A 16,352-nucleotide genomic window follows, 5' to 3' on the forward strand; every position below is an offset into this window, starting at 1 on the left:
ATTTAGGCATAAAAAAACAAGCTATTATGTATTAGCCTGTTTTTCAAATAATGATGCAATTTCTCGTTTATAATCCCCGCTTATAATACCTTTCTCAGTAATAATTCCTGTAATTAATTCGTTCGGTGTTACGTCAAATGCAGGGTTATAAACATTCGTTCCAATTGGTGCTACTTGTTTTCCAAAGATTTTCGTAACTTCTGTTTCATCTCTTTCTTCAATAATTATTTCGGCTCCAGTTTCTTTCCTAACATCAAATGTTGACAGTGGTGCAGCAACATAAAATGGGATATCAAAGTGCTTTGCTAAAATAGCTAAATTCATTGTCCCTATTTTATTTGCCGTATCTCCATTTGCGACAATTCGATCCGCCCCTACAATAATTGCATTTATTTCTTTCGTTTGAATAGCATGAGCTGCAGTATTATCTGTAATAAGGGTCACATCAATATTTGCTTGCTTCAATTCCCAGGTCGTTAAGCGACCACCTTGTAAAACTGGTCTCGTTTCACACGCATATGCATGTAAACGCACACCTTTCTCTTTTCCAATATAAAAGGGAGCTAATGCAGTTCCATATCTGGCAGTTGCGATACTTCCAGCGTTACAGATTGTTAAAATATTATCGCCATCTTTAAAACATGTTAACGCATATTCCCCAATATTTCGGCACACCTCTTCATCTTCCTGCTGAATGCGAAGCGCTTCTTCTTCTAATGTTTTTTGTGCTTCTTTTATTGTAGTAATCTCTCGAATAGATTCTCTCATACGATCAATTGCCCAAAATAAATTTACTGCTGTCGGGCGTGACGTTCCTAAATAATTACAATCTCTATTAAACTTCTTTTGAAATTCTTCAATATGTACAGTTTTATATTTTTTTGATGCAAGCGCCAAGCCAAATGCAGCTACAATTCCAATTGCAGGCGCTCCTCGTACTTCTAACATTACGATGCTTTTCCAAACCTCTTCAATAGTCGTCAATGTTTTGTATTCTGTGCTATGCGGCAATTTCGTTTGATTTAATACCGCAATTGCATCACCTTTCCAGCTTACAGATCTCGGAACAGTAACAATTGTACTCACGCTTTTACGCCCCCTGAAACTGTCTGTTGAAATAATGTTCGAAACAGTTGAATATCAGCACTTTTAGATTCATATTTTATTAGTTCTTTACCTAAGGATAGCGCTTGTTTCTTAGCTTGAATTCTTGTTTCTTTATTTTCTATTTCATCTAAATCTGCTACATGAGCTAAACCAATTGTTCTACGAATCAGTTCACATCCGGCAAATCCAACTGCATCAGTAAAGATATTTTGCAAAATAATTGGTAACCATTGTTTTTCTTTCGTATATGCTTCTACACCTTCTCCAATCCATAACTTTGTAAAAGTTTCTACAAAATAACTCCACGTCTTTTCTATATGGAAAAATAGTACACTTCTTTTCTCTTCTTCTCTAGATAAAGCATTTAATAATAGATTTGCAATAAATTGACCTATGTCAAATCCAAATGGGCCATATGTCGCAAATTCTGGATCAATCACTTTCGTTTCAGAAGGTGACGAAAAAATACTACCAGTATGTAAATCACCATGAATAAGAGTTTCTTTTCTTGTTAAGAACTTATATTTATATTGTGCTACTTTTAGTTTTAAAGTTTTATCACTCCAAAGTTCATCAACCACGAGCTGTAAATCTGGCTCATAATCATTTGTATCATAATGTCCAAACGGATCTGTAAACACTAAATCCTCTGTAATTTTACAAAGGTCCGGATTTACAAAGGTACCTTCTAGTACCCTCTTCTCTTCTGACTGTAAACCAAAATCTGAAGTGTAAAATAAAACATGTGCTAGAAAACGGCCGATATGCTGGGATAAAAGCGGATATTCTTCTCCGTCTATTAATCCTTTTCTTGTAATTGTTAGTCTTGATAAGTCTTCTATTACCGTTATCGCTAACTCTTCATCATGACTGTACACTACTGGAACATAATCCGGTACATACTGCGCAAAAATTTGTAATGCCTTGCTTTCAATCGTTGCTCTTTTTATAGACAATGGCCAGCTTTCACCAACTACTTTCGCATAAGGCAGTGCTTGTTTTATTATAATTGATTTCTCTCCATCATCTAATTTGAACACGTAATTTAAGTTTCCGTCTCCAATTTCATGACAAACGACATTTGCCTTCGCTTCAAAATAGCCATGATCTTTCGCATATTGTACAGCTGTTATTTCTGTTAATGAATAATATCCCATCGTCTTCTCCCCCTTTTTAAATTCAGAGGTTTTTCTAACATAGAAAAACCTCTTTCCACTAAGAAAGAGGTTTGAAGTTTATCTTCTCCCCTCTTATCTGCCAGAAAGTTTTACTTTCTGCTGGAATTAGCACCGTGCCTTTTGGCGTAATAAACGCCCCATTTCACAATGGTATTACGGTCGGTTGCTGGGCTTCATCGGGCCAAATCCCTCCACCTGCTCTTGATAAGAGTTGTATAATTTTTTGAATTTTTAACTTTATGTTGAAGACTATACCAAGAATAAAAATCACTTGTCAACATTTTATTTGTATAATTCTGGACGGCGATCCGCAAAAACTGGAATTCCTTTACGTACTTCTTTAATTTTCTCGAATTCAAGCTCTCCAAATAAAATTGATTCCTCTTCATTCGCCTCTACTACAACTTCACCCCAAGGGTCCACAATTAAAGAATGACCCGCAAATACATTATTTGGATCCTTTCCTGCTCTATTACATGCAACAACATAACACTGATTTTCAACTGCTCTTGCTTGCAATAGCAAACGCCAATGTGCTAAACGAACTAATGGCCATTCAGCTACAACAAATAATACTTTTGCCCCTTTAGCAGTATGGACACGCATCCACTCTGGAAAACGAATATCATAACAAATTGTTCCAGCGCATTCAACATCATCCAGCTTAAATTCGCCCGTACCATTACCGGCTATTAAATATTTATGTTCATCCATAAGCTGAAATAAATGTACTTTACTATATTCGTTGACTAGCTGTCCTTCATTATTTACAACATACATCGTATTTGTAACGCCTTGCTCTGTTTGCTTTGCTATAGAACCACCAACAATATGTACATCATATTGCTTCGCCCATCCTATTAACTTTTCTTTCGTTTCCACTCCATCCCTATCTGCAATTTCAGAAAGTCTCGTTAAATCATATCCTGTTGTCCATAGTTCTGGTAAGACGATAACATCTGGCCTTTCCTTCATAGCTTCGCTTATTTTATTTTTAGCATTCTCAATATTTTTTTCTACATCTCCAAAAACAATATCCATTTGAATACATGCGACTTTCATTTTTTCAGCCCCATTCTTATTTTTTTCTTTACAAAATACTGGAAAGATTATATCATTTGTCACTAGAATTGTAACAACTTTCAAAAGAGGTGGAAAGTATGAAATTATTTCAACCTTCTGAGATAGTAACATCATTGCCAACACAATTTTTCGCTTCACTTGTTGCAAAAGTTAACAAAGTCGTTGCAGCTGGTCACGATGTTATTAATCTAGGTCAAGGTAATCCAGATCAACCAACACCGCAGCATATCGTAAAAGCTTTACAAGATGCTGCCGAAAAGACCATTCATCATAAATATCCGCCATTTCGCGGACATGAAAGCTTAAAGGAAGCCGTGACTACATTCTATAAACGTGAATACGGCGTCGAATTAAACCCAAAAACTGAAGTTGCTATTTTGTTTGGTGGGAAGGCTGGACTAGTAGAATTACCAATTTGTTTTACAAATCCTGGTGATACAATTCTCGTTCCGGATCCAGGCTATCCAGATTATTTATCTGGGGTTGCCTTAGCAAAGGCACACTTTGAAACCATGCCGCTTATTGCAGAAAATCATTTTTTACCGGATTATAAAAAAATTGACGACTCTATCGCTGAACGGGCAAAGTTAATGTTTTTAAACTATCCAAATAACCCTACAGGTGCTACTGCATCAAAGGATTTTTTTGATACAACCATTCATTTTGCTAATAAACATAATATATTAGTTGTTCACGATTTCGCTTACGGTGCTATCGGATTTGATGGTCAAAAACCTGTTAGTTTCTTGCAAGCAGATGGTGCGAAAGATATAGGAATTGAAATTTACACGTTATCAAAAACTTTCAATATGGCTGGCTGGCGTATTGCTTTTGCAGTTGGAAATGAAAGTGTCATCGAAACCATTAACCTATTGCAAGATCATATGTATGTTAGTATTTTTGGTGCAATTCAAGATGCTGCTCGCGAAGCACTATTAAGTTCACAGTCTTGTGTAGTAGATCTTGTAAATAGTTACGAAACTCGGAGAAACGCTCTTATTTCAGCTTGTCACTCAATTGGTTGGAATGTAGACATTCCAACCGGATCATTCTTTGCATGGCTTCCTGTACCAGAAGGTTATACATCCGAGCAATTTTCTGATATTTTACTAGAAAAAGCACACGTTGCAGTTGCTCCTGGTGTTGGATTTGGTGAACATGGCGAAGGGTATGTCCGTGTTGGTCTCTTGCATACAGAAGATAGATTACGAGAAGCCATTAATCGAATTGATAAATTAAATTTTTTCAAAAAGTAATTGACAACATGAAAAATATCTGACAAAATTCAGTTATCTTAAAAATTTAAACATTTCTAAATACTTCTTATCAAGAGCAGGTGGAGGGACGAGCCCGACGAAACCCGGCAACCGATCTACAATCGTAGACACGGTGCTAATTCTCGCAGCATTATGCTGACAGATAAGGAGCTGGTTGTAAAAAAACCTCTCCTTAGCTGAGAGGTTTTTTTATTTAACTAGGAGGTTATAACAATGAGCGGAATTATAGCGACGTATTTAATCCATGATGATTCACATAACTTAGAAAAAAAGGCTGAGCAAATTGCACTTGGTTTAACAATTGGCTCTTGGACTCATTTGCCACAATTATTGCAAGAACAATTAAAGCAACATAAAGGCAACGTCATTCATATTGAGGAATTAGCTGAACATGAACATACGAATTCGTATTTACGTAAAAAAGTAAAACGCGGAATTATTAAAATCGAATATCCGTTATTAAACTTCAGTCCAGATTTACCAGCAATTTTAACGACTACATTTGGAAAGCTATCCCTTGATGGCGAAGTAAAATTAATTGACTTAACTTTTTCAGAAGAATTGAAAGAACATTTTCCTGGTCCAAAATTCGGGATAGATGGTATTCGAAACCTTTTACAAGTGCATGATCGTCCCCTTTTAATGAGTATTTTTAAAGGAATGATTGGACGAAATATTGGGTATTTAAAAACGCAATTACGTGATCAAGCAAGTGGTGGTGTAGATATAGTAAAAGATGATGAAATATTATTTGAAAATGCATTAACACCACTTACGAAACGCATTGTATCTGGAAAAGAAGTTTTACAATCCGTATATGAAACATACGGACATAAAACGTTATATGCCGTAAATTTAACAGGACGAACTTTTGATTTAAAAGAAAATGCGAAACGTGCAGTGCAAGCTGGCGCTGATATTCTATTATTTAACGTATTTGCTTACGGACTAGATGTACTGCAATCACTTGCAGAAGATGATGAAATCCCAGTTCCTATTATGGCACACCCTGCTGTAAGTGGTGCTTATTCAGCATCTAAGTTATATGGAATTTCATCTCCATTATTACTCGGAAAGCTACTACGCTATGCTGGGGCTGACTTTTCATTATTCCCATCTCCATACGGAAGTGTTGCGCTAGAAAAAGAGGAAGCTCTTGCTATCTCAAAATATTTAACTGAAGACGATGCATTTTTCAAGAAGAGCTTTTCTGTTCCATCTGCTGGTATTCACCCTGGTTTCGTTCCCTTTATTGTACGAGATTTCGGTAAAGATGTTGTTATTAATGCTGGCGGCGGGATACATGGACATCCAAATGGAGCGCAAGGCGGTGGTAAAGCATTCCGTACTGCAATTGATGCTACTTTGCAAAATAAACCACTCCATGAAGTAGATGACATAAATTTGCATAGTGCACTACAAATATGGGGAAATCCCTCTCATGAGGTGAAATTATGAGTATTCAAGTATTTTGTGATTTCGATGGCACGATTACAAATAATGATAACATTATGTCCATTATGGAAAAATTCGCACCACCAGAAGCTGAAGAAGTAAAGAATAGAATTTTATCACAAGAGCTATCTATTCAAGAAGGTGTTTCTCAATTATTTCGATTAATACCTACTCATCTGCACGATGAAATTATTCAATTTTTAATAGAAACTGCTGAACTTCGTAATGGTTTTCATGAATTTATACAATTTGTAAATGAAAATAACATTTCTTTTTACGTTATATCAGGTGGAATGGATTTCTTCGTCTATCCACTCTTACAAGGACTCATTCCAAAAGAGCAAATTTACTGTAATGAAACAGATTTTTCAAATGAATACATTACGGTGAATTGGCCTCATCCTTGTGATCATCATTGTCAAAATCATTGCGGATTATGTAAATCATCTCTCATCCGTAAATTGAGTGATACGAATGACTTCCATATTGTGATTGGAGATTCAATTACTGATTTACAAGCTGCGAAACAAGCAGATAAAGTATTTGCTCGTGACTTCCTTATTACAAAGTGTGCAGAGAATTATATTGCTTATACACCGTTTGAAACATTCCATGATATTCAAAATGAATTAAAACATTTGTTGGAGGTGAAATCATGAAACAACTTTTTCGTCAATGGTATGACTTAAGCGAGATAAAAAAAGAATTAACAACTCGAAATTGGTTCCCAGCAACAAGTGGTAATATTTCTATAAAAGTTAGTCATGAGCCACTTACTTTTCTCATTACAGCAAGCGGTAAAGATAAAACAAAAACCACTCCAGATGATTTTCTATTAGTAGATCATGTAGGAGTTCCTGTTTTAGAGACTGAATTACGCCCTTCAGCAGAAACAATATTGCATACACATATTTATAACAATACGAATGCCGGGTGCGTACTTCATGTTCATACAACTGATAATAATGTCATCACAAATTTATATAGTGATGCAGTTACCCTTCAAAATCAAGAAATTATTAAAGCTCTCGATATTTGGGAAGAAGGTGCAACAATTCACATTCCTATTATCGAAAACCATGCCCATATCCCAACGCTTGGAGAAAACTTTCGAAAGCATATACAAGGTGATTCGGGAGCGGTATTAATCCGTAACCACGGTATTACCGTATGGGGCCGAGATAGCTTTGATGCAAAGAAGAGATTAGAAGCTTATGAGTTTTTATTCCAATTTCATATAAAACTACTATCAATTCAAGGAGGCGTTTCTAATGGCGCAAATTCGTATTCATGAAGTAAATACTCGTATTGAAAATGAAGTGGAAGTATCTAAATTTCTACAAGAGGAAGGCGTTTTATATGAGAAATGGAATATTTCTAAACTTCCTACTCATTTAAATGAAAATTATTCTTTAACAGATGAAAACAAAGCTGAAATATTAGCTGTTTTTTCAAAAGAAATCGCTGATGTTTCAGCACGTCGAGGTTATAAAGCACATGATGTAATTTCACTTTCAAATAGCACACCTAACCTTGACGAATTATTAATTAATTTCCAAAAAGAACATCATCATACAGACGACGAAGTCCGCTTTATCGTCAGTGGTCATGGCATTTTCGCTATTGAAGGCAAAGATGGGAAATTCTTTGATGTTGAACTTGAGCCAGGCGATCTAATATCTGTTCCAGAAAATGCAAGACATTATTTTACCTTGCAAGATGATCGTCAAGTTGTAGCTATTCGTATTTTTGTGACAACTGAAGGCTGGGTTCCAATCTATTAAGGTAGTTAGTTGAATAAAAGGACTTGGATCCCCTTTTCCAAACTTTTATTCACTCTACATATATACATCCTCCTATGGAACAGGCTTATTTCACTTTTGAAATAAGCCTGATTTTTTATTTACTCAAAAGTACCATTTCATCACAAATTTAACGCCTTGATTTTTCAAGTGTATTTTTTGAACATTTATTGAACATTTATTGAAATTTTTCTGAAAATTCTGTTTTGTATGTGATATACTACAATTAACTAAGAAGGAAAATAATATCGCAAACAGAGGGGGATAATCATGAGCTTACTTATCGCACTTATACTTGGAGTTACATGTGGGGCATTTCCTGTTATTTTAGGAGCTATTATGGAAGAGTTAGAAATTGGTGTTTTAGGATTTGTCGCATCTTGTGTAAGCGCTTTATTATTTGGTTTATTCGGCGCTATTCCTGTTTCAATTCTGTGTGCTTTTTATATAATACGCCATGCTCGTACAAAACAATTTGGTCCTAATCACATCGCACAAATTATCCCATTCCCAGTTGAACGATGTCGCCGCGCTTCTAACTTATAATGACTAAATAAATAAAAGTCCTCAAATGAGGACTTTTATTTATTTTCTTCTAGAAATTGAAACAATTCTTGTAGATGTAGGGCATCTTCACCATAGCTAACAGATACATGAAATATACCGTCAATCTCAGCTTGCATATAAAGATCCAATCCATCACGATCATATTTCAATGCCAAATAAAACTCCATTTCTTCTAACATCTTTTTAGAGGTTCGAATTACATAATGCCCCTTCTCATCTCTTCCATATTCAAAGTCTGGTTCAAAATCATATTTTTGTTTAAAAGCTTCTTTTTGTTTTTCATTAATTTGCATACAAGTAGCTCGCTGTACAGTATCAATCATCTCATCAAACTTTTGAAGGTCCACCTCGTTTACCCCCTTATATATTTTTTATATAATACTTGTGTTCCACTATTTTCTTCGCCATCCTTAATTAACTCTTCATACAATTCTTTCGCCAAACTTAAGCCTGGGACTGGTAATTGTAATTTTTCTGCTTCCTCTAAAGCAATTTTCATATCTTTCATAAAATGCTTTACATAAAATCCCGGCTCAAAGTCTCCTTTTAACATTCGAGGAGCTAAATTACTTAATGACCAACTACCTGCTGCCCCTGTTGAAATACTCTCTAACACTTTATCTGGATTCAATCCAGCCTTCTTCGCGTAAGCAACAGCCTCACATACTCCAATCATATTGGAAGCAATCGCAATTTGATTGCACATTTTTGTATGTTGTCCACTCCCAGCTAGTCCTTGTAATTGAATGTTTGTTCCTAACTTTTCAAGTAAAGGTAAGCATCTATCATATATTTCTTTCTCTCCACCTACCATAATTGCGAGTTTTGCTTCTTTCGCACCAACATCTCCTCCTGAGACAGGTGCATCTAACGTATATATATTTTTGCTTTTTGCAACTTCATTAATACGTTTTGCTAAAGTAGGTGTAGATGTCGTAAAGTCAATTGCTATCGTACCTTCTTTTGCATGTTCTATAATTCCTTCTATACCAAAATACACTTCTTCTACATCATGTGGATATCCAACCATTGTCATTACAATATCAACTTGCTTCACTAACTCTTTTGGCGTATCACACCATTGTGCACCATCTTGCACTAAAGAATCTGTTTTTGCTTTCGTTCTATTATATACATATACTTTATGACCATCTTGCATTAAGTGATAAACCATACTTTTTCCCATTACGCCAATACCAATGAAACCTATTGATAAAGTTTTATGTTCCATTTTCTCATCCCCTTTGTTCTAATAAATCATTTACCATCTTTCGGAACTCTTTATTAAAGTCATCATCCATACTATTTTTTACATTTGAAAATAACATAACAAAAATTCCTTTTTCTTTATTAAAATTATTGAAAGTGTTCCAACCAGATAATACACCATGATTATGAAAATAATCTGGATATATATAAAAACTAAATGCATATTTCCGTTCTGCTGAAGGCGAAAACATTGCTTGTATACTTTGTTCAGAAAGAAGTTTTCCATTTATAATTGCTTCGTCTAACTTCTTCATATCTCCAACTGTCGTATACATCTCACCACAACCATATAGCCAATCCATGCCTAACTTCTGCGCTGGTACAAGCTCTTGATTTTTTTTCACATAACCCTTTGTAAAATTTTTATCTCCAGGTACCATATTTCCCATACCGGATTCATGCATATCTGCTTTTACAAATATGTTTTCTTTTATGTAATCTCCTAAAGGTTTTTTCGAGATATGTTCTATTATATAAGCAAGAACCATATAATTATAATCTGTATATCTCCAACCTGTTCCTGCAGGAAATTCTAAATTTTGACGTCCAATCCAATTAACTAACTGTAAACGGGAAGCAGCATTCACATTTCCTTTCGCATGTTCAGGTAAACCAGAGGTATGGGTTAACAAATGATATAGTGTAATATTTTTATTCTCCGGAAATGAAGGAATATATTTATTTACATTATCTTGAATATTCAATTTACCTTGTTCTTGCAACTGTAAAATAGATGTGGCAACAACTGTTTTCGTAATAGAACCAATACGATATTTTGTTTGAGGCGTATTTTCTATTTTATTTTGAACATCAGCATACCCATATCCTTTATTCAATATAACACGCTCTTTATCTGTTACCAAAACTGTTCCATTAAATTGCTTTCCGACTAAATATTGATCTAATTTTTGAGATATGCTAGCATAATCAATTTGTTGCTCTTCTTTTTCTTCTATATTCCCTTGTACTTCTGATTCAATAGTAGGATTCACTTTAGTTGTTAATACAGTGTTTTCCTTTATATTGGGGCTAACAAGAAAATAGTATACTCCGCCGCCAACTATAGCAGACAGTGAAGCCATCACCATTACTTTTTTTATCATATTGATCCTCCATAATTCCTTCGCTAAAAATTGTCCCCCTATTCTATTATCAAACAATAAAAAAAAATCGCAACAATTTGTTGCGAAAAATTACATTTTTTCTTTTCTATACACACATACTTGATTCTTCCCATTTTTTTTCGCTTCATATAATGCAATGTCCGCTCGTTGCATTAATTCTTCTCTTGTAGTTCCTTGTTCATATAACGCAACTCCAAAGCTAGCTGTTAGCTTCGAAATTCCAGTGAATTGCTTTGTTTCAATGAAGAATCGTAATGACTCCGCAACTTGAAATGCTTCCTTTTCTACTGTATTTGTCACTAATATAATGAATTCTTCTCCTCCCCATCTTGCAAATACATGTTGTTGCTCCACTTTAGATTTCATAAGCTCTGCAAGTTGTATTAATGCCAAATCACCAAAATCATGACCATATGTGTCATTAACCGTTTTAAAATTATCTATATCAAATAAAATGATAGCTATTTTCTCATCACTACGTATTACCTTTTCCCACTCTACCTCTAGTATTTGTTGAAACTTTAAACGATTATAAATCTCTGTCAATGAATCTACCATAGCAAGTCTTTCTTGCTCTTGATAGATTTCATCTAATTCTGTAATTTCCGTGCACTTTACAATAAATCTTGATAAATCTTCTGGCAATGGTGTCGCACGTAATAAAAAAGTGGATACTACCCCTTCATAATTTAGCATCTTAATTCTTCTACCACTTGATAAAGTATCGTCTAACCATGTGATATCATGCGTCGTCGAATAGTATCCACTTTCTCTAATAAAATGTTCAGCAAATACTAAATGTTGCTCACGATAGGCAAACAGATTTTCATATCCAAAAAAAGCTAAAAAATTTGTATTACAATCAACAATCTCATCATCTTCTACTATAAATAATAGATCATTTTGAAAATCAAACATCGTTTGAAGCAATTCCTGCTGCAAACCGACTTGCCTTACTAAAGAAAGTTGATACAAACTCTTATTCACTTCCTCTAACACTGCTTGCGGAGTTACAGGAGCTATTACAATATTACGTATTCCTAATGCAAGTACATCTGTGAATTCTTTTGTTATTTGTTGATCCCAAATGACAATGAATGTACTGTGCGGAGTATACATATTCTTTATATATTTTATTTGAGAATAATCTGTTACATACGTAATGATAATGTGTGGTTTCGTTCTTTGAAATAATAGTTCGCCCTCTTCAAAACTATTTGCTATAAACATACATTTTGGATGGATATTTTCTACCGTTTGTTGATGCTTACATCCATTTTCTATATAAAGGACATTTAACTGCAGATCTTGTAACACATTTTGGAAAACCGTATTCTCTAATAAAAAATGTAGTATGTTCATCACTAGTCTTCACTCACTTCATATATCTTGTTCTACTGAATTCCTCACAAACTTTTTTAAAAGACTGTTCTCCAATAAACTTTAATTTGTGAGAGATACATATTAACAAGCTAATTGAGAATGTTATCTTCGCTTTTCACTCTATAAATTCCTTTTTTAGTGTATGATTGTAGGAATTGTATCGTTTGTATGAATGCCCTAGCTTATTTTTAAAACTTGACAATTAAAATAAAGATATTATATTCTTAAATTCGATAACTTACAAAATGTAAGTAGTGTATATTATTTTTTTGAAAATAATTCGATATACAATTTGGAGGATATACAATGACAAACGACAACTTTTTTAACGTTCTATATGAACGCACATCTACACGTGCATTCAACCCAAATAAAGAAATCTCATCTACAGAATTACATGAGATTTTAAAAGCCGCAGCACAAGCACCTTCCGCTTGGAACTTGCAACACTGGAAATTCCTCGTTTTTCAAGGTGAAGATGTACAAAAACGATTACACCCAATAGCTTATAACCAACAACAAATTCTTGATGCTTCTGCAGTAGTCGCTATTTTAGGTGATTTAGAAGCTTATAAAAATGTTGAGCCAGTATATGGTCCAATTGTAGAACAAGGATTTATGAAAGAAGAAGCAAAAGAACGCTTAGCTAAAAATATTGAATCTGCATATGCTCGTGAACAATTCCCAAGAGATGCTGCCTTTTCAAATGCATCTTTAGCAGCAATGCAACTTATGCTTGCAGCTAAAGCAACTGGTTGGGATACTTGTGCTATTGGTGGCTTCAATCCACAAGCACTGACAGACGAATTTAACGTTTCATCTCGTTACGTTCCAATTATGCTTATTACAATTGGTGAATCAACTTTAAAAGGCCACCCTGCACCTCGTATGAGCGTAGAGCAAGTGAGTGAGTGGGCAAAATAATAAAAAACGAAGGTAACTACATTGCCTTCGTTTTTTATTTCCTGTCATACTTTTGTAATATTACTACAAATCATTCGACATTTATACTTATGGAAAAGTATATTCTATTCCCTTATCATAAATAAACTTGACGTTTTGTGTCGAATTTTGTTTAGGTGTTGAAATATACCCGTGTATTTTTGTTACAATTATGATACAATGATAACAAATAGATAACAAGAGAGGGATTTTCATTGAGTTCATACGGAAGCTTTATCGCACTTTTATGTTACATAGTAACTGTACTGCTTCTATATTTTATTGGTGATGCCGCAAACATCTCCATTTTACAATTCCCAAAAGAAGAAGCATTCCAATTAGAATCAGAAAAACATACTGCACGATCCATTGTACCACTACTCCTAGCTCTTCCTGTATATATCATCGTTTTATATAAAAGTAAAAAAGTGTAAAGGCTACCTATTTCATTTATTTCGGTGGTTTTTACATTTTTTGTTATATTCCCCCTATTTTAAACATCATTCCATACTAAACACCCAGCTAGTCATTTAAAATGAGAAAATCCCCTAGAAAAAATTCCACTCTCTGTCCAGTCACTCACTACCGAACTTACATAGATTATAAGTGTGAAGGGGGTGATGAGGATTATGTTTGGATCATTTGGATGCTGTGATAACTTTAGAGACTGTCATCATCATGAAAGAGAGTGCAGACATCATGAGAAAGAGAAAGAGAGAGAAGTAGTTAGACCACAACAACCAGCTGTATGTAACGTACTTGCTAGCATTTCAGTTGGAACAGAACTTTCTCTTTTAAGCATTAGAGGTAATGGCACTTTCAACAATGTAATTTTTGAAGGTTTCGCTAACGGTGTTGCTCTTTTCTCTGCTTTGGCTCGTAATAACAAAGACAACAAAGATAACAATAAAGACGATAAGAACAATCAAAACCGAAATACTTTTACTGGTATTTTACGTGTATGCCCAACTGATATCGTTGCAATCGCTATCTAATTCTGTTCCTTATCCTCTATAGTAAGAAAATAAGATTTACTTTTCTCATAGAAAAAACCTGAGACCGATTTCAAATCGGCTCAGGTTTTTTATTGATTATATGCTTTTAACTAGTTCAACAACTTCTTCAGCAGTTGACATCATTAATGCTTTTTCTGCTAATGTCTCCATTTCTGCTTTTGACAACTTGCTTAGTTGTGTTCTTGCAGGAAGAATAGATGTTGCACTCATACTGAACTCATCTAAACCTAATCCTAATAGTAACGGGATAGCAAGTGAATCTCCTGCCATCTCACCGCACATACCAGCCCATTTGCCTTCTTTATGAGCAGCATCGATAACCATTTTTACAAGACGTAAAATAGATGGGTTATATGGTTGGTATAAGTATGATACTTGTTCGTTCATACGGTCTGCAGCCATTGTGTATTGGATTAAATCATTTGTTCCGATAGAGAAGAAGTCAACTTCTTTCGCGAATTGATCTGCTAATACTGCTGAAGCTGGGATTTCAACCATCATACCAACTTCAATAGAATCAGAAACAGTTGTACCCGCTTCTACAAGTTTCGCTTTCTCTTCTAATAAAATTGCTTTTGCTTGACGGAACTCATCAAGAGTTGCAATCATTGGGAACATAATTTTTAAGTTACCGTATACGCTAGCACGAAGTAATGCACGAAGTTGTGTACGGAACACATCTTGCTCATCAAGACATAAGCGAATTGCACGGTATCCTAAGAATGGGTTCATTTCTTTTGGTAAATGTAAGTATGGAAGCTCTTTATCTCCACCGATGTCAAGTGTACGAACAACGACTGGTTGACCTTCTTTTACACCTTCAAGAACTGCTTTATACGCTTCGAACTGCTCTTCTTCTGTTGGAAGATTGTCACGACCCATGTATAAGAATTCTGTACGGTATAAGCCAACGCCTTCTCCGCCATTATCGATAATACCTTGTACATCATTTGGTGTTCCGATATTTGCAACAAGCTCAACGTGATGTCCATCACTTGTTACAGTAGCTTGGTCTTTTAATTTTGCCCATTCAGTTTTTTGCTCTTCAAATTTCGCTTTCTTTTCTTCAAACGAACGAAGAGTTTCTTCTGATGGGTTTACAATTACTTCTCCATCTAAACCGTCAATGATAACGATATCGCCGTTTTGGATTTTCTCCATAACAACTTTCGTACCAACAACAGCTGGAATTTCCATAGAACGAGCCATAATTGCAGAGTGAGATGTACGTCCACCGATATCAGTAGTGAAACCTTTTGCATACTTACGGTTTAACTGAGCTGTATCAGATGGTGTTAAATCTTCAGCAATAATGATTACCTCTTCAGAAATTGTACCAGGATTTGAGAAGTTAATTCCTAGTAAATGTGCAAGAACGCGTTTTGTTACGTCACGAATGTCCGCAGCACGTTCTTTCATATATTCATTATCCATGTTTTCAAACATAGAAATAAACATTGATGCAACTTCATCCATTGCAAATTCAGCATTTACTTTTTCACTATTTACTTTATCTTTTACTGGGTTTACTAGTTCTGGATCATTTAACACTAATAAATGTGCTTCAAAGATCGCAGCTTTGTCAGCACCTAGCTCAGCAAATGCGTGGTCCTTAATAGCTTCTAATTCAGTTTTTGCTTTCTCAAGCGCAGCGTCTAAGCGTGCAATTTCTGCAGCTTCGTTTGTAATTGATTTCTTTTCGATGTTAAATTCAGGATTTTCAAGTCTGAAAGCCTTTGCAATAGCAATCCCACTTGATGCAGCGATCCCTTGAATGTTAAGAGTCATTATTCTCCTAATCCTTCGTTTTTCATAGTTTCTTCGATAGCTGCTAGTGCTTGAGCTGCATCATCACCATTGGCAGTGATTTTAATTTCTGCGTTTTGTTGAATGCCTAAAGACATAACGCCCATGATTGATTTTAAGTTAACGTTCTTTCCGTTATACTCTAAGTTAATGTCAGAACCGAATTTGCTTGCAGTGTTTACAAGTAGAGTTGCTGGACGAGCATGAATTCCTGAGTCGCTAGTTACTTTAAAGATTTTTTCCATGATTATTTATCTCCTTTAAATTACAGTTTTTTTTAGTTGTATAGACGTGAGTACTACATCATCTATTGTATATAATAGGCGATGTTCGGTCAACCACA

At 34.9% G+C, this 16,352-nt stretch carries 18 protein-coding genes and 2 riboswitches; of the genes, 9 read left to right on the top strand and 9 right to left on the bottom strand.

Going from position 1 to position 16,352, the window contains the following annotated elements:
* Nucleotides 1–24 precede the first annotated feature (24 nt).
* The 3 genes from mtnA to AC3EMB_RS19760 form a co-directional block, all read right to left on the bottom strand.
* The gene (gene mtnA, locus AC3EMB_RS19750; protein ID WP_161520090.1) at nt 25–1,086 is read right to left on the bottom strand and encodes an S-methyl-5-thioribose-1-phosphate isomerase; all 1,062 of its coding nucleotides are present in this window, start codon (nt 1,084–1,086) and stop codon (nt 25–27) included.
* Nucleotides 1,083–2,264 (bottom strand): S-methyl-5-thioribose kinase, encoded by a 1,182-nt coding sequence (mtnK, locus tag AC3EMB_RS19755; protein ID WP_000542674.1) that lies wholly within the window; start codon nt 2,262–2,264, stop codon nt 1,083–1,085. The genes mtnA and mtnK overlap by 4 nt, the downstream gene beginning before the upstream one ends.
* A gap of 90 nt (nt 2,265–2,354) precedes the next feature.
* Nucleotides 2,355–2,496: riboswitch (SAM riboswitch) on the bottom strand.
* A gap of 71 nt (nt 2,497–2,567) precedes the next feature.
* Complete coding sequence (locus AC3EMB_RS19760; RefSeq protein WP_488517783.1) at nt 2,568–3,431, bottom strand: carbon-nitrogen family hydrolase; 864 nt, start codon at nt 3,429–3,431, stop codon at nt 2,568–2,570.
* A 14-nt stretch (nt 3,432–3,445) separates the two neighbouring features.
* Here AC3EMB_RS19760 and AC3EMB_RS19765 point away from each other — a divergent pair, with 14 nt between their 5' ends.
* From AC3EMB_RS19765 to AC3EMB_RS19790, 6 genes are all read left to right on the top strand, one after another.
* Nucleotides 3,446–4,624 (top strand): aminotransferase class I/II-fold pyridoxal phosphate-dependent enzyme, encoded by a 1,179-nt coding sequence (locus AC3EMB_RS19765; protein WP_488517234.1) that lies wholly within the window; start codon nt 3,446–3,448, stop codon nt 4,622–4,624.
* A 64-nt stretch (nt 4,625–4,688) separates the two neighbouring features.
* A riboswitch (SAM riboswitch) is annotated at nt 4,689–4,794 on the top strand.
* Between the two features lie 64 nt (nt 4,795–4,858).
* The gene (gene mtnW / locus AC3EMB_RS19770) at nt 4,859–6,103 is read left to right on the top strand and encodes a 2,3-diketo-5-methylthiopentyl-1-phosphate enolase (protein WP_000014203.1); all 1,245 of its coding nucleotides are present in this window, start codon (nt 4,859–4,861) and stop codon (nt 6,101–6,103) included.
* Nucleotides 6,100–6,759 carry a 2-hydroxy-3-keto-5-methylthiopentenyl-1-phosphate phosphatase gene (mtnX, locus tag AC3EMB_RS19775; RefSeq protein ID WP_000027488.1) on the top strand — a complete coding sequence of 220 codons (660 nt, stop codon included), beginning with the start codon at nt 6,100–6,102 and terminating at the stop codon, nt 6,757–6,759. The genes mtnW and mtnX overlap by 4 nt, the downstream gene beginning before the upstream one ends.
* Nucleotides 6,756–7,394, top strand: coding sequence for a methylthioribulose 1-phosphate dehydratase (locus AC3EMB_RS19780; protein WP_000811341.1), 639 nt, complete (start codon nt 6,756–6,758; stop codon nt 7,392–7,394). Before mtnX ends, AC3EMB_RS19780 begins: the two co-directional genes overlap by 4 nt.
* Nucleotides 7,372–7,884, top strand: coding sequence for a 1,2-dihydroxy-3-keto-5-methylthiopentene dioxygenase (locus tag AC3EMB_RS19785; protein ID WP_000057317.1), 513 nt, complete (start codon nt 7,372–7,374; stop codon nt 7,882–7,884). The genes AC3EMB_RS19780 and AC3EMB_RS19785 overlap by 23 nt, the downstream gene beginning before the upstream one ends.
* A 288-nt stretch (nt 7,885–8,172) precedes the next feature.
* The gene (locus tag AC3EMB_RS19790) at nt 8,173–8,448 is read left to right on the top strand and encodes a hypothetical protein (RefSeq protein ID WP_000054659.1); all 276 of its coding nucleotides are present in this window, start codon (nt 8,173–8,175) and stop codon (nt 8,446–8,448) included.
* Nucleotides 8,449–8,483: 35 nt separating this feature from the next.
* Here the strand turns inward: AC3EMB_RS19790 and AC3EMB_RS19795 are convergent, their stop codons facing one another.
* From AC3EMB_RS19795 to AC3EMB_RS19810, 4 genes are all read right to left on the bottom strand, one after another.
* A complete protein-coding gene (locus AC3EMB_RS19795) occupies nt 8,484–8,816 on the bottom strand; it encodes a DUF3909 family protein (RefSeq protein WP_488517235.1) in 333 nt (110 codons plus the stop codon).
* A 5-nt stretch (nt 8,817–8,821) separates the two neighbouring features.
* Nucleotides 8,822–9,700 (bottom strand): NAD(P)-dependent oxidoreductase, encoded by an 879-nt coding sequence (locus AC3EMB_RS19800; RefSeq protein WP_488517236.1) that lies wholly within the window; start codon nt 9,698–9,700, stop codon nt 8,822–8,824.
* 4 nt (nt 9,701–9,704) lie between these two features.
* Nucleotides 9,705–10,841 carry a serine hydrolase gene (locus AC3EMB_RS19805; RefSeq protein ID WP_000592904.1) on the bottom strand — a complete coding sequence of 379 codons (1,137 nt, stop codon included), beginning with the start codon at nt 10,839–10,841 and terminating at the stop codon, nt 9,705–9,707.
* A 90-nt stretch (nt 10,842–10,931) separates the two neighbouring features.
* Nucleotides 10,932–12,224 carry a GGDEF domain-containing protein gene (locus tag AC3EMB_RS19810; RefSeq protein WP_001023187.1) on the bottom strand — a complete coding sequence of 431 codons (1,293 nt, stop codon included), beginning with the start codon at nt 12,222–12,224 and terminating at the stop codon, nt 10,932–10,934.
* Between the two features lie 327 nt (nt 12,225–12,551).
* Here AC3EMB_RS19810 and AC3EMB_RS19815 point away from each other — a divergent pair, with 327 nt between their 5' ends.
* The 3 genes from AC3EMB_RS19815 to AC3EMB_RS19825 all read left to right on the top strand — a co-directional run bounded on the left by AC3EMB_RS19815 (nt 12,552) and on the right by AC3EMB_RS19825 (nt 14,182).
* The gene (locus tag AC3EMB_RS19815; RefSeq protein WP_000180387.1) at nt 12,552–13,169 is read left to right on the top strand and encodes a nitroreductase family protein; all 618 of its coding nucleotides are present in this window, start codon (nt 12,552–12,554) and stop codon (nt 13,167–13,169) included.
* A 233-nt stretch (nt 13,170–13,402) separates the two neighbouring features.
* Nucleotides 13,403–13,621 carry a hypothetical protein gene (locus AC3EMB_RS19820; RefSeq protein ID WP_000100485.1) on the top strand — a complete coding sequence of 73 codons (219 nt, stop codon included), beginning with the start codon at nt 13,403–13,405 and terminating at the stop codon, nt 13,619–13,621.
* Between the two features lie 195 nt (nt 13,622–13,816).
* The gene (locus AC3EMB_RS19825; RefSeq protein ID WP_023522951.1) at nt 13,817–14,182 is read left to right on the top strand and encodes a DUF3915 domain-containing protein; all 366 of its coding nucleotides are present in this window, start codon (nt 13,817–13,819) and stop codon (nt 14,180–14,182) included.
* Between the two features lie 96 nt (nt 14,183–14,278).
* Here the strand turns inward: AC3EMB_RS19825 and ptsP are convergent, their stop codons facing one another.
* Together ptsP and ptsH are read right to left on the bottom strand one after the other, a co-directional pair.
* Nucleotides 14,279–15,991, bottom strand: a complete 1,713-nt coding sequence (gene ptsP, locus AC3EMB_RS19830) for a phosphoenolpyruvate--protein phosphotransferase (protein WP_000174216.1) — start codon at nt 15,989–15,991, stop codon at nt 14,279–14,281.
* Nucleotides 15,991–16,254, bottom strand: coding sequence for a phosphocarrier protein HPr (gene ptsH, locus AC3EMB_RS19835; protein ID WP_000411080.1), 264 nt, complete (start codon nt 16,252–16,254; stop codon nt 15,991–15,993). Before ptsH ends, ptsP begins: the two co-directional genes overlap by 1 nt.
* Between the last annotated feature and the right edge of the window lie 98 nt (nt 16,255–16,352).

The sequence above is a fragment of the Bacillus sp. LQ16 genome (assembly GCF_057784645.1).